Source organism: Vibrio sp. YT-15 (assembly GCF_033337445.1).
Classification (GTDB): domain Bacteria; phylum Pseudomonadota; class Gammaproteobacteria; order Enterobacterales; family Vibrionaceae; genus Vibrio; species Vibrio alginolyticus.
Map to the genome: position 1 here is coordinate 35965 of NZ_JAWOQR010000015.1, position 15185 is coordinate 51149.

Annotated in this window: 9 protein-coding genes; 3 read left to right on the forward strand and 6 right to left on the reverse strand. The window is 41.8% G+C overall.

Translation table 11 applies throughout. The features are described 5' to 3' along the window. Nucleotides 1-388: 388 nt before the first annotated feature. The gene (locus R7D93_RS20940) at nt 389-2416 is read left to right on the forward strand and encodes a DNA phosphorothioation-associated putative methyltransferase (RefSeq protein WP_203346795.1); all 2028 of its coding nucleotides are present in this window, start codon (nt 389-391) and stop codon (nt 2414-2416) included. Here the strand turns inward: R7D93_RS20940 and R7D93_RS20945 are convergent. From R7D93_RS20945 to R7D93_RS20970, 6 genes are read right to left on the reverse strand one after another with little or no spacing between them, the layout of a single operon-like run. Continuing rightward, the gene (locus tag R7D93_RS20945) at nt 2403-3458 is read right to left on the reverse strand and encodes a cysteine desulfurase family protein (protein ID WP_053308119.1); all 1056 of its coding nucleotides are present in this window, start codon (nt 3456-3458) and stop codon (nt 2403-2405) included. The genes R7D93_RS20940 and R7D93_RS20945 overlap by 14 nt on opposite strands. After that, the gene (locus R7D93_RS20950; RefSeq protein ID WP_053308118.1) at nt 3451-3903 is read right to left on the reverse strand and encodes a hypothetical protein; all 453 of its coding nucleotides are present in this window, start codon (nt 3901-3903) and stop codon (nt 3451-3453) included. The genes R7D93_RS20945 and R7D93_RS20950 overlap by 8 nt, the downstream gene beginning before the upstream one ends. Then, entirely contained in the window at nt 3896-5956 is a 2061-nt protein-coding gene (locus R7D93_RS20955; RefSeq protein WP_225497077.1) for an AAA family ATPase, read from the reverse strand. The genes R7D93_RS20950 and R7D93_RS20955 overlap by 8 nt, the downstream gene beginning before the upstream one ends. Next, nucleotides 5931-6167, reverse strand: a complete 237-nt coding sequence (locus tag R7D93_RS20960; RefSeq protein ID WP_053308116.1) for a CxC ATPase DNA modification system associated small protein — start codon at nt 6165-6167, stop codon at nt 5931-5933. The genes R7D93_RS20955 and R7D93_RS20960 overlap by 26 nt, the downstream gene beginning before the upstream one ends. Beyond that, a complete protein-coding gene (locus tag R7D93_RS20965; RefSeq protein ID WP_053308115.1) occupies nt 6167-8320 on the reverse strand; it encodes a DEAD/DEAH box helicase family protein in 2154 nt (717 codons plus the stop codon). Before R7D93_RS20965 ends, R7D93_RS20960 begins: the two co-directional genes overlap by 1 nt. A gap of 2 nt (nt 8321-8322) precedes the next feature. Next, on the reverse strand, nt 8323-10656 hold the full coding sequence (locus tag R7D93_RS20970; protein WP_053308114.1) for a DUF262 domain-containing protein: 2334 nt from the start codon (nt 10654-10656) through the stop codon (nt 8323-8325). A gap of 207 nt (nt 10657-10863) precedes the next feature. Here R7D93_RS20970 and R7D93_RS20975 point away from each other — a divergent pair, with 207 nt between their 5' ends. Further along, nucleotides 10864-11820, forward strand: coding sequence for a DUF4007 family protein (locus R7D93_RS20975; RefSeq protein ID WP_203346793.1), 957 nt, complete (start codon nt 10864-10866; stop codon nt 11818-11820). Between the two features lie 2 nt (nt 11821-11822). Continuing rightward, the gene (locus R7D93_RS20980) at nt 11823-15173 is read left to right on the forward strand and encodes a hypothetical protein (protein ID WP_203346792.1); all 3351 of its coding nucleotides are present in this window, start codon (nt 11823-11825) and stop codon (nt 15171-15173) included. Nucleotides 15174-15185: the final 12 nt, after the last annotated feature.

Consider the following 15185-nt stretch of genomic DNA (forward strand, 5'->3'; position numbering starts at 1 on the left):
TGTAGCTTATTAACTTGCAGGAGGTATTTTCTGGTATAGGCTAAGAAAAGGCGCGCGCTGCTCAGGACCATTTTGGGCAACTAGAGCAGATAACTTGGAGCCAGAGCGCCCCTAGAGGGAAATTAAGATCAGATAATGATGCAGTAATGCGATTCGACGCTGCTTCACCGTTAATCATTAAGCCACAAAACGCTATGCATTAAGTCACCCGCTAATGCGTTAAGCTGTTACCCATGGTTAACGTAATAGTGATTAGAGACTCACTTTCACATGTGAAAGTGGAGTTTTTTATAATTACTGTCAAACATGTCTGATTGGTTGGGCGAACCCATTAACAATAAAGCTAAAATATCTATTTGGCTCTACAAACTGGAATCGCTACTAAAAGATGAACTTTCAATCATTTAAGCAACTTGTAAAACAAATTCATATCGGAAAACAACTTCCCGATGCGGTATACCTGCACCGAGATGCTATGAGTGAGATTCCACCTGAACTGAGAAAGTTCATCCCAGCTGTAGCTCAGGCAGTGAACTTGCCGGATAATCAATGGAACCTCATTAAGCTGTTTAAAAAGGAATTCCGTTTATCGTTGTTGAACTACCCAACCTTTTATACCGACGCCTACCCAGCGTTAGAGCAAAGCCTGAATGTAGATTTGAGCAAACTTAGTCATAAAGTGACTTGCTATCGCTCTTCAGAAAACCCACCGATCCTGCACCGAAAAGAGACGATGATTCTACCAGGCAGCGACCACTTTGAGCTCTTCACCGCGCTGACTAAAGAAGGGGAGGAGGCGGGCCTATACGAAAACACCCGCACTATTGGCTTCAAACAGTCGTGGTTAAATTTGATCCAAAAAAAGGGATACCAGTTAGTCGATGGGAGGATACTGAAAGTCGAACCAGATGCATTGAGTGATGCTCAACAAGAGCCTGGGATAGATCGTCACAAAACCGCCATTGTACGCCATGAGCTATCAGGTCCGATGAAAACCTTGGCGAAGCAAGGTTACCTAGATGGACGGTTTTCTATTTTCGATTACGGATGTGGTCGAGGGGATGACCTGAGAGAGCTTGAAGCACACGGGCTCGATGCGTTGGGCTGGGACCCGGTTTTCTCGCCTGATAACGATAAAGTCAATTCGGACATTGTGAACTTGGGGTTTGTCCTAAATGTTATCGAAGACCAAGATGAACGTCTTGAAGCACTATTGAGCGCTTGGGAGCTCGCAAACAAAGTACTAGTCGTCTCGGTAATGCTGGCCAACGATTCGTATATTACGCAGTTCCAACCCTATAAAGACGGAGTGATTACGTCGAGAAACACATTCCAAAAATACTACGCACAATCAGAATTCAAAGGGTACCTAGAACGCTCTTTGCAAGAGGATGCTATTGCTGTTGCACCAGGCATCTTCTACATATTCAAAGATAAGCTAGAAGAACAACGTTACCTCCAAAGTAAGTACCAGCGGCACCATACTTGGCATCAACTGACATCGCCTCAGCCTATAGAGAGTAAAGATAAAGCAAAGTTGGTCATTAGCCAAAACAGCACTCTGTTTGATGATTTTTGGAACGTATGTCTGGAACTTGGCCGGATACCGACGAATGACGAATTTAACCGTTCTGAAGAAGTGAGAAGTTTAATTGGTTCTCATAAAAAAGTGTTTGGTTTACTTCAGGAAATGTTCGATACCCGGGAATTTGCCAATGCAGAGAAATCCCGAAAAGAGGACCTACTTGTCTATTTCTCTATGGGGCTATTTGACAAGCGGAAACCCTACACACAACAGCCTGAAAGCCTAAAGCGTGATATTAAAGCCTTGTTTGATGATTATCGTACGGCCAATAATCTCGCGACCGATCTGCTTTTTGCGATCGCAGATACGGAGCTTATTGGAGAGCAGTGTGTCAAAGCTCACCATCAATTACCAGCAAGCATCCTCAACGAAGGACACTCTCTCATTTTTCACAAGAGCTATATAGAAAAGTTACCGCTTCTTTTACGCGTTTATGTTGGTGCAGCATTGCAGATGTACGGTGAGCTCGATGACGCCATTGACTTGATCAAAATACATATCAACTCTGGAAAGCTTACCTTGACTCAATACGATGATTTCGAAAAATCAGTCCCGTATTTAGTCGAAAGAACAAAAATAAAGATGGCAGATCAAGATATCGATTTTTTTGACTATGTAGATGAACAGCGCCGCCCACCCTTACTCAATAAACACTTGTTGCTTGATAAACAGAGTGAGCAGTATGAAAAGCAAAAGAGCTTTGATCTTCGACTATCAAAGCTCTTAGGGACAACGCCAACAATTGAAGTCATTTTGCACCGACAAATGTACGAAGAGCGCTTGCTTCAAGCAGGAAAAACTGTCTCTGGCTTTAGGCTCAACTCTCGCTGAGCTGGTATGGTGGAAGGCTGATGCGATAAGTGCGTCGTGCAATATCTTCGGGCATACCTATCGCAGTCAGGACATGTGAAGCCACATTTGAGAGCGCATTACACGCAGAACCTTGAGAAATCAGCCAAGGGTACTCGCTCGTAAAGCGCTTCACTTCTTCATCAGAGTGGAATGTAACACTCCACGTCGACGGTACTACGGACGGTCCGCCGTTCCTTGTAAAATCAAACTGCGCCATGACATCGAGAAATTGCTTTTCAAAAGAGCCTGATTTGGTTGGATACGATTCTACCGCCGCTGCGAGCCCGACTATCAACGGAGTAGGGGAGGTGCCGCCTCGTAACCCTGCTTCTTGGCCGCCGCCGTGGATCAGTGGGACGAGCTCAGAGTCTCTAGCATCTCGTACGTAAAGTGCGCCTATGCCTTTCGGGCCGTAGATTTTGTGGCCTGATAACGAGAGCATGTCGATATCCATATCGTCTACGTCGATAGCACACTTGCAAAAGCTCTGTGCTGCGTCAGTGTGAAAGGGGATATTGTGCTCAAAAGCTATAGTACCAAACTCTTCAATGGGTTGAATAGTCCCAAGCTCATTGTTGACGTGATGGATAGAAATCAGAATTGTGTTACTTCGTATTTTTTCTTCGAGAGACGACGACGATATGCGGCCATTCTTATCTGGCGCTAGATAAGTCACTTCGAAACCGATTGACTCGAGAAAAGCACAAGTATTGAGAATACACTTGTGCTCAATCTCTGAAGTAATGATGTGGCCTTTGCTCTCTAGATGTTTGAATGCGACCCCTTTCAGAGCAAGGTTGTTCGCTTCGCTCGCTCCACTGGTAAAAATAATCTCGCTCGGGAGCGCACCTATCTTCTCAGCAATAGACTCTCTTGCTTCTTGGATTGCCTGAGCGCTGGCCCGCCCCGCTTGGTGAGCCGATGAGGCGTTCGCAAACTTTTCGTTCTGCCAAGGTTTCATGGCATCTAAAACACGCTGAGACACTGGTGTAGAAGCGGCGTAGTCATAGTAATTATCCATTTTCAACCAAGTACTCTAATGTCTGGTTAAATAAAATATTAGTCACTAACGATTCACCAATATTATTCATAATCCAACTATCAATGTGCTTCAAACCACTATTGCAATATCCTTCAAAAATACCAATAGCATCTCTTAAGTTCTCATTTTTGAGTATATCCAGAGACGGTTCTTTAGCTAGCGCAATAAGATATATATAAGCGTCATGACCTGTCGTTGCATAGGTATCGAGCAGAATTGGAGTTGTGTTTACTTTAGACCCAAGTGGTTGAAAGTCATCTAATTGATAACCAACTAATGCCGCAAAAACCATCAGTTCTTTTACTGTACTAAAGACTCGAGTATCACTTTTCGCCCCTTTTGTTGAGCAAAACCGCTCTTCCAACGCTTCAAAGCGAACATCCCGGCGTACCGATAACTTACGCCAATCAATTATTTCAGCCATGAACAGGGATCTCCTCAATGGTTACCTTATCAAAATCACTACCAAAGCGTACAACATCATAGTCATTACCTTTTACAGTAAGTTTTGTAGGATACTGCCCTTTAAACTCTTCTTCAGTCAACACTGTATGCTGAACGAGGTTATATTCCTTACCAATTTTATGACGAATTCCCTTGTCAGTATGTGCTTCTGTCCACTGAGCCTGAGAGAACATAAAGATTGATTGCTCTACTTTGTTCGCAATGTAACTGACAAGCTCTCGACCATTATCAGGACCAATAAACGCTAGAATGGAGTCTGCAATAAAAGGAGCCACAGTACCTGGAGTAAGCAAGTGCTGCTTGTTATTCGCACGATCTTTCGAGAATTCAATCAACGCAACAATAAACGAAATAGATAACATCGCTTGATAACCATTACCCGCAGCCACTCGCTTACCTTCTCTATCCACGATAGCCCATGTAAAGCTTCCTCCCTTGACGCTAGTATCTTTTTTAACTGTATAACCATTAAAAGCAACTTGGCTAAATAAAGATTGCATCTTGTTCAAGAGGATCTGGTCAACACCTTGCTGCGAAGAGCTAATAGCCTCCTCATATAACTCTATTATCTTGTCTGTTGCGAGAATCAAGTTACGAACTTTATGAGCTTTAGGTTGAGTTGCTGACAGGCTAGTTACTCTGCGATCAATATCTTTAATATCAATCTCTTTTTTACGAACGCTCTGCTCCATTTGTAGGATCTGACGGTTTAGTTGATCGCACCTTGATTTAGCTAAATCTTTACCACGTTCGATAACCTTAATGTCATTAATGTCAGAATCAACAATAGTATGACTTAAGTCCTTTATACTATTTTCAAGCTCCTGTATGACGTCTTCGCGGTCATCAATATCCGCTAATAACTTTTCCATACTAGCTTTCGGCAATTGCTGGTTACAAAGCGTGTCTTGTAGCTTGACAGCTAATTCCCAGCGACGCTTAAGCTCAGGATCGACGGCGTGTTTACCAAGCTCTTCTAAAAGCCGAGCTGCCGAACTATCCTCTCCAACGTGCGTACCACAGATACATTCGTTATTATCCATAATTTCACGTAGCAGTTGCTTATCCACCGTATAACGAAGTGACTTATTTAGTTCTGCTGTATTAATGCTTGAAAGGTCTATCGAGGCAAGTTTTTTGCCAAATGTAGATAATGCCCAATCAGGTGTGTTGGTTATTTTCTCTGTTAATAGTTGCTTATATTGTCGTTGGTAATCATTCAACAATCTTTCTTGTTTTTCGCGCAATTTAATTTTTTCTTCAATAGATGTCTTATCAAAGCGAGTAAGTTTAGATATCTGAATCTCATACTCTTTTTCTGCACTTTCTAACTCTCTTTGCTTCTGTGCAAGCAGAGTATTCTCTCGGTCTAAGTTTGAAATTAAAGTATCTTTGTTTGATAACAATATTTCTATTTCATTATTTGTATCATACTGCTTTAATTCTCTTTGATAACTTGTCTTTACTGCACTTAAGTGTTTTAAAGTTGTTTGCGCAACCGTTAAACCCAACACTTTATCAATAGCATCTTTGATGTGAGAGAAATCATTTTGACTACTTAAAGTACCAGTACCTTCACCTTGATAGAAAAAATACTGAGACATCTCTTTTGGTAAGACCGTATTTATTAGCGTATTCGGGTTATCCTCAGCTTTTTCCGCATAGCAGCCATTTTCAATTTCGTACACATGCAAGTTACTACTAGTACTATTTTTCACTCTAACTCTTCGAACTTCAAATAAGCGATTCTGGTGTTCGAGTTGCACAGAAACACTAAAGGTATTTTTACCTTGTTCCGCAGCATGTTTGTTCAGAAGGTTTTTAGAATCGAGTAAGTTTTCAGTGGTTTCTTCATAAAGACACCAGCGAAGAGCATTTAGCAACGCTGTTTTCCCACCATTATTTTCACCATGAATTAGCGTAACTCCGCGCTCTGGATCTACAGCAAAGTCGATAGATTGCTTACCATAGAATTGACGGAAGTTATTAATCTCTAGTTTTATTAGTTTCATTTACGATATCTTCTGCATTGACGTCAATTATGTCTTTGATCTTTTGAATGTGACGAGATTGCACTAAGTCTCCATAGTACAGCTCCTTCTCAAACTGCATTATCTGGAGTGCGGCTTTATGAACCGCTGACTTATTTGAATAATCCTGATGAGCAATCTGTGTATCCTTATCAACTTCTTTTAATAAAGCTTTAAATGCATTAAGGTCCATCAATAGATTCCTAATTCAATGATTCTTTTATCAATTTCTTTCGAGTTAATAGCTGTTAATTTAAAGTCTTCTACTCTTTCCAACTCCGCCCGACGTAGATTCTGACTAAAGTTATTTACTACACCTGGTAACGGGAGAACAACAAAGTCCACAATCAAGGCTTCATGCTTACCTGCTGCTTTTCGAAGAACACGGCCTCTTCTCTGGACATATTGTCTTGGATTGCGCGTACTAGCTAAGATAAACGCGCTTTGACACACCGGAACATCGATACCTTCATCCAATACTTTCATGGCCACTAAAGCATCAATCCTTTGCTCTTTGAAGCTATTCATAATCCTACTTCGCTCTGACGCTGTCTCTTGAGAAGTGAATTTGGAAACCTTACAGCCATATTCATGTAGACAATTGGTGACCTTAGTTATATAGGGCGTACTATCTCCTGGTGCTGAACCTTCTCCCACATAGATTAAAGAGTGTATTAATGATAGCTCTGGATGTTTTTTCAAATAGGAGATTAATGCTGGCAGTTTACCTGAGCTAGTTGCTAGAATCCTTGCTCTTGCTCCACACATATTAGTTAACATCGACTGCTCATCAATGGATAACCTTGTAGACTTTGCCCTCAAAATTAACTTTTGAATTTTAGCTGAATACTCTTCGTACTGCTGTTGCTCTTCTTCATTAAGATACACAGGAACAAGCTCATAACGGTAGGGGGCGAGTATACCGTCCTTAATAGCATCACTTAGCGAGTACTCACTAATGATACCTTTAAAGTATGAAAGTAAATTCTGTCTGATTGTATCAGGGAATGGCGCTCCTTCGATCTCATCATCATCGGTGCGAAAGGGGGTGGCCGATAACCCTATTCGATAACGCGCTGGAGGCAAGGCATCAAAATAGTTTTGACTACCGAGATGATGGCATTCATCACCAATTAACAAAATATCTTCAGGTGATACTTTAGCGATTTTTGACTGAAACAATTCCGATGAGAGGGTCTTGTTGACGACAATAACACAGATAAAATCTAAAGTTCCGGTTCGAAAACGCAGAAGTTTTTTATCCAATGCAGAAGTCCACTTATCAGAGCCATCGTAACATTGAACGGGAGCAATGTTGAAAGGCGCTAATTCTTTTACCCATTGATTGGCTAGTTCAATGTACGGGACGCTAATTATTGCAAAAGTTGCATCACCATTCTTGTGACGCTCTTCATACAACTCTACCAGTGCAGATATGGATGTGAATGTCTTACCTGAGCCAGTGGCCAATTTGAACAAGCCATTAAAGTCTGCTTTACGCCAACTATTTATAGCCTCGATTTGATGAGGAAATAACTCAAATGCTCTCCCCTTAACCATCAATGGCTTACGTGGGGTCTTAGCTTCAATATTTAACTTAGCTAACTTCTGTTCCGACTTAGGGAAACTATAGGAGAAGAAAGGCTTAGTAGTTTTGGCTCGATAAGAGACTGGAAACAGCTCCCTACTTAATGCGTCAAGGTCAACACCAGATTGAATTTTTTGATAAGCCTCTGAATCAATAGAAACAACTTTTGCTCGCTTCTTGGTATCACTCCACAGCGCATTAAAATTATCCACTTCAACTTTGCCATAATCAGCAAAAGATTCACGCCAACTGAAAAAAAGTGAAACTTCCTCAGAGTTATATTTAGACAATCCAGCCAGGGTTTCATTTGCTGAGCCACTGAATACAACAATTTCATCCTGCTGATAAAAGATCCCTATTTTTTTGTGGAACATGCCTTGATGAGTGAAGGCAAACTTAATCTCAAGTAGCCCTTTCGCCACCATATATGTCAATAGCTTCAGATTCATTTCGTCACTACTAAGCAATAAGTCAGCTAATTGAAGAGACTTTGTTTTACAAGGATTTGATACTCCCTCCATCACTGCCTCATACTCATTGTCAGACAATGGGTCACCAATGATAAGGCGCATCTTACCTTCAGAATGAATAAACTGCTCCAGTCCTTGTGCTGCTGAAACTAGAACATCAGCTGAAAAATAACCTACAGCTCTATCATAGCGATTTGCACAAGAGAGCAAGGGAATATGTACACACTCCAGTATACTTTCTTCATCGGTGTCATACTTAGCTTGAAGTCCAAGAGCTGAAAACTGCATGATTACTCCCAATCAAGCCATTGAGTAAGATTTCGCCATGCGTTAGTCAGCAGTAATACACCTCGTTCATCAATATGTTGCTTCGTCCATTCATCCGCAAACGTAATATCTGCAAATTTTTTTTCTAGCATTAATATTGAAGCATTACGCTTAGATTCATTAGAAATTTGGCTCTCTGCCAATAAGATATCATCAATATTGTCGATCGAATCATTGGATAAAGATTGGAGTAGATGTTGTTTGAGATTGTACCAAGACGGTGGATTCGTGCTGGAAACCCCATTGCGAGCATCAATTAATACGTTACCGATCTTGTTGTACTCTTCTGGGTTAGCAATTTCATCATCACCCCACCCTTCAGTAGAACCACCGTTAAATACCTTCTTAATAGCGTCTTTACCAGAAAGTAGCTCCCACATTATAGTGGTCAGAAAGTCAGTACTCGGTTTATTTGAAATCTCATGATGGATACCGTTAAGCTCGATGCCATGCATACCAGCTAAGAGCAACATTTTAATACTCTTCGGCTTGGTTAGAATCTGTTGTTTAGAACAGATATCAAGCCACTTTTCATCAACATCCTCTTTCGGAGAGCCTTTTGAACTGATCTTTGCTTCTAGCTCTTCCCGAAAAAAACGCTTAATAATATCGGCATTAAATCGATCAGACGTCAGAGGCCCGCTACCCAATTGATACCCTTTTTGGTCTAGACTCACACCGCGTTCATGTAACTTTTTATAAACAGCATCAATTCCATCAGCTCCACCACTCATCGCACGCCAAAGTACGCTAAATGCAGTTACAGCCTTAAGCACTTTTGCAAAGTCGGAATACTCTGTACCGGTTACTCCAAACTTTTCATCAGCTAATATAAATTGTACCAATAGGCTTTGAACAATGTCATGTTTCATATCTACGAGGTAACGTAAACATAGATTTGAAATATCCTGCTCGTTAGACTCTACTAGATTTCCGACACTAGGTACCGCAGCCTGCCAATGATCGAATAGGAAATCAGCAGTTGTTGCAAGTTGGGTTAAATACTCGTCTTTAAAATGACAGTTTTCATAGCTTTTCAGCATTGCATCACGTTGATCTCTTAAGCTCGTAACTTTTACTTTTCCTTGATATGCGCGAACAAAGGCAAGTATCAGAGCTTTAGTTTTAAGGTTTTTTTCTTTACTTTTGATGATGCCTTCAAAGCGCTCCGTGATGGAGTTGAGAATATCCATTGACGCTTCAATTTCTTCTTCGGGTGTCCCATTTTTTCGCTGGGCTCCGATGTGTTCAATTACCTTAGGAACAAACGTTTCAATAGCAGTAAGAGGTTCCCCTGTTGTATTCAAAGCCTCAAACATATCGAATGCATAAGATTCATTATTAACTTCAACATAAGTAAGGCAAACGCGGTGAAGCAAAAACTTTGCAAACGCAGCTATGTAAATAACTTCTGCGACTTTAGCGTGCGAATCAGATGCCCTTGCTAAATCCTTATCAATAGGAAAGTCTAAACATATATCTAACGTTTCAATATCGACCAACTCGCTGATGTTGATTTTCTCTTCTGTTTCGCCCTCTGGAGACTTAAATTGAAAGCCCTTTTGTACGCAGTCAAGCTGCTTTCTTATCTCCTCGACGTTTTTCACTACACGTTTAGCAGAGGTACTCATCAATGACAGGTTTAAAGGCTCAAACACCGAGCTATCGCGTTGTTCAACGATATGACGCTGATAAGCTGACAATAATTCAGATATAGGGCTCTCATATTGAGCCTTCTTCTCACTTCGGCCCCAACAATCGACCTGTGAACGAATAATTTTAGGAAGGTATTTATATACTTCGTGTTCCGCTGTCGTCTCTACAACCGTATTTGAGGTATCAATTTCCAGCTGAGAGACTACCTGCCGTAATTCATCGAGAACATCTTTGATTTCTTCATCTTGTTCCAAATGTATCGCTTTCTTCAAACTCGGTAAAAGCATTCTCAATCTTTCATTCAGACAAAGAATAATAAGAATCAGAGTAGAAAGGCGCTGTTGACCATCAATGATAAGTTTGATGTGAGTAGGTTTATCCCTTTTGACTAAGGGATAAATAGTCAGAGCAGAACTATCGTCCACACTCAAGATAGACCCAAGGAAAATAATCGCATCAGGCGACTCTAGAAGGTTTCTAAATACATTCTCACAATCAGAAAACAAATCTCTAATGTGGCTCTCTTCCCATGAGTATGGTCTCTGATAAGCAGGCATATAAAAGCCCGTATTTTTGCGTTCACAGATGACATCAAAAACTGATTGAGGCTCTGCTTTAAAAATGTCTAGAGACTTTTGCATAGATGCTTTTCCTAGGTAACTGATATACTGAACAAATATGCTACTTATAGCACTAAAACTAAGTAAATTCTATGGTTCTAGTATTGTACACTTACCATTCGGTTGCATATAAAGATCACGTATTATATCTATTCGATACTATAACCTTCTGATACAATAATTTCTCCGCTTGGATAAAATCTCCAATTCAGCAGCAAGGTAAGTACATTGAACATCGAATCTACGACACTGAAATTCTCCGGACATCAAACTTTCCCTATCCGTTACGGGTGGATTTACAAGATTATTCAAGAAGTTGTAAAAGGTGAATCCCTTTCTAGTAAGTCGAACATCGAACAACAGATGCAATCGATGGGCATGGGGAAAAATATGGTGCTGTCTGTTCGACACTGGATCCGTGCGCTGAACTTGGTGGTTTGTATCGATAGCAAAGAACAGATTTTTCAACTGACACCGCTTGCAGAGCAGCTGTTTACGGACAAAAACGGTCATACCGCGTATGATGAATACCTCGATAAAATAGGCACAACTTGGCTCCTGCATTGGTTGCTACAATCGATTGAACCTACTAAAGCTGAGCTTAACGCTTCTAGATTTTTATTTAATTATTTCAATGGAATAAAAGTAAAGAAAGACTCCTTAGCGACTGAAATCAAAGACGCACTGGCGAATCACGAAAAAGAACTCACAGAAGCAACACTGAATAAAGACATTGATTGTCTTTTACAAATGTATGCACACAAATCGTTGCAGGCCAACAAAGTCAACGAAGACAGCTTTGCCTCTCCGTTTACGGAACTCGGTCTATTAAAACAAGAAGACGCTAAAAGCTACATTGCGGAGCTTAATCGACGTCCATCTTTGCCCGTCGAAATTTTTACCTTTGCACTGATTGATTACATGCAGAAAAAACATAAGGGTAGCAAGGTCAACACCTTATCTTTTGACGCATTGTTAAATGACGTAGGCTCCCCAGGCCGGGTATTCCGTCTATCTTCCGCAGGACTGAGTGATAAACTGGATCAAGTAGAAACACTCACTGAAGGCAAAATTGCTTGGACCGATACTCAAGGCTTAAGACAAGTGCAGCACTCTTTTAGCAGCATCGATAACATAGACCCAAGCCAGTACCTTAAACACTACTACCAATCAGAGGAAAAATAAGCGTGACTCTCAGTAAACAATACTCTATCGCTACACGCCACCAACGTTCTACCCGTATCGATAGTGACTTGAGCGCCGATTTCTTTCCTGGCTTGGTTTACCACGGTACAGCACAAGCTTCCTTAGAGACGCTCTTTCGCCAATACGGCCAAACCGGACAAAGCGCTTACACATTAACAGGCGCTTACGGTTCAGGTAAATCAACGGTGGCACTGCTCATGGCCGGTCTATTGCATGCTGACTCGGATATCCGAAGTGCTGCTATCAACACCATAAATGCAGAGTCAAAATCGCTATTAAAAGAGAGCGCACCATACCAAAAAGGGTGGCTACAAATACGTGCAGTCGGCGGCGTCAATGGCCCTGTCGAATCTTTTTGGAATGCAACGCTGAGAGCGCTTGAGGAGCACCCTAATACACATAAAACAAAGGTGCTTAACAAGTACCGTAAAGCCAGTATTGAGAGTGATAGCGAACTGATTAGCTCTTGGAAGACCCTCTTTGATGATGTGGCGCCTTATGTTGATGGCGTACTTATCATTGCCGATGAGATGGGGAAAAGCTTAGAGTTTATCAACCGAAGCGGTGGTGATTTACACTTATTTCAAGACATCGCTGAAGAGCTCTCTCGCATTGATACTCCGGTCATTTTCTTAGGCTTGCTACATCAAGCATTCAGTGAATATGCAAAAGAGCGAGGTACTAAGCTACAGGATGAATGGGCCAAAATTCAAGGCCGCTTCAGCGATATTCTGTACAATGTATCGACCGATGAAACGGTCGCGCTGATCAGTAACTCGATCAAAACAACGTCACCACACCGTAGTGGTGATGAGCTCGTACAACGCGTACTCTCAGCACTTGAAGACAAGCAGCAGCGTAAAGAGTCACTACTCACGCGTCTAGAGCAATGTGTTCCACTTCACCCATTAACGGCATTGTTACTAGGGCCTATAGCTAAGAGGCGCTTTAGTCAAAACGAACGCAGTACATTCGGCTTCTTGAATTCGCACGAGCAATTCAGCTTTCAACTTTTTTTACAACAAACAAGTGACCAAAACGCTCGATACGATCTTAGCCATCTATGGGATTATCTTGAAGCCAACATGGAACACGCCATATTGGGCTCCCCCGATGGACATGGATGGGCAACCGCGGCGGATGCACTAAGAAAAGCTTTCAAACAAGATTTTTCTCCACAATGCATTGCATTACTTAAAGCGATCTCATTAATTACTCTATTTGGTAAATCTGCCAACCTCACGGCAACGGAGAGCGTACTCCTTACAGCAACAGAGATCATCGATAAAAGGCAGCTAAAAGAATGCTTACAACAGCTCAAAGAAGCCTCATGCATCGTCTTTAGAAAGCACTTATCTTCTTGGGTCGTGTTTGAAGGTTCAGATCTCGATATTGCAGGCTTAGTGGAAGAGAAAATAGAACAACTGCATAGCAGCCACGAAGCCGTAGAGCGCATTAACTTTAGTTCCCAAGTAATTGCAAAAGGCCACTATCACGAATTTGGCACATTGAGATGGGCAGCTCAAACCGTAGCGATGCAACTCAGCTATATCGATATGCCGACCCTTATTGAATCTCGAAGTGGCGAGTTTGCGAACTTCTTGTTATTGCTCAAAGAAGAGCCAGAAGATCGCCTACTTGAACTGACACGCAATGATAAATCATTGATGATCGCATGTGCACCTAATGCTAATGAAATAATAGATTTAGCCAATGAAAAGTACGTCCTGGAGCTCATCAAAAGTGACAAGAGCACTGGTGCAGCGCTGACGCACGACAAGGTTGCTCGAGAAGAACATAGAGCACGCTTGTTTAACGCTCAGTCGGCTTTAGATGCGGCATTGACTACCGCCTTCAATAACTCGCGATGGATACACAATGGCGAGATCTACGGTAAGGAAACGATGAGTGAAATCGCCACCTTTGCCGCTGACAGAATATTCCATAAAACCCCGAGAATTCTTAACGAGCTGGTTAACCGTAACAAACTCTCTGGTACGGCGGTTTCCGCTTTGAAAAAACTGCTTGAAGCAATGCTTGATGAAGAAGATCGAGAGGATTTAGGCATTGAGGGTTTCCCACCCGAGAAGTCCATGTATATCAGCTGCTTAAAAAACACTAACATTCACTCAGCTGAAGGGGAAAAGGGGCAGCATTGGTTTAGAGATCACCTAGACAAAAATTTAAATGCTGTATTCGCTGCTGCGGAAAAACGCCTAAAAGATCGCAAGGGCAACGAGGTCGATTTATCTGAAATCGCGGAGCTTTGGGCAAACGCGCCTTTTGGTTTAACAAAAGGTGTCATCCCGATCTTTTTGCTAGCATTTTTGAAATCAATGGGTGAACAAATCGCCTTTTACGAGAAAGATATGTCTGGTGAATTTGCCTTTATTGCAGAACCAGATAGTGACTATGTCCATAAACTGATTAAGAACCCAGGCGATCTCGCCACCAAATACATCGTATTGGCGAAGGATGAGAAAGAGTGGTTGCAGCATCTCGCAATTTTCGCGGCGTCTGAAACGAACCGTGATGTATCCAATAACATCCTTTCTGTCGCGAAGCCGTTAGTGACAACTATGCACAACCTTCCGCACTGGGTGAAAAACGCTCACCATATTGTCCCAGACAACGATGAGCGCAACAGAACCTACTTGAGGATCCGGGATCTATTTTTACAGGCAAATGACCCTCATACACTACTCATCAAAGACTTGCGTACAGAATTAATTGCCTTTGGCGCTGACGAGTTTACGAGTCAAATCGATCTGTTAGAAGACTGCTTTAAAACATTAAGACAAAAGCACGAGCAGATGCTTGCTGCCATAAAAACCAAGGTAAAAACCATTTTCCCAGAAAGCGGTGAAGAGCTTGCTGATATGTGCCAGTACGTCGAGCAAAACTCCGGCGACTTGCGTTTAAAGGCGTTCGCACGCGAACTCGCGAAAAGTGACACTGGATTATTACAATGGTTGGAAAGCATGATTCAGATCGTCATCGGACGCGGAAAACAAAACTGGAACGAAGGCATCCTTCAGACTGCATCAAACAAAATCAGTGATTATGCCCAAGATTTTTTAAGTGTAGTTAAGTCCCAACGTAATGGCGGCGATGCGGCTTCCCAATCAGGTAAAACAAAACTGGTTTCCCTTGTTTTAGAAGGGGATGATGGCAAACTGACATCGTTTAAACGAGAAATCAGGGCAATAGAAACAGAAGAGTTGAAAAATACCATGAGCACGATTGAACGCCAGCTCTCAGAACTCGATGATTTCCATAAAATCAATCTATTACAACAACTACTAAGAAAATCGCTCGAAGCGCAAAGTTAACGCACGTAGGTA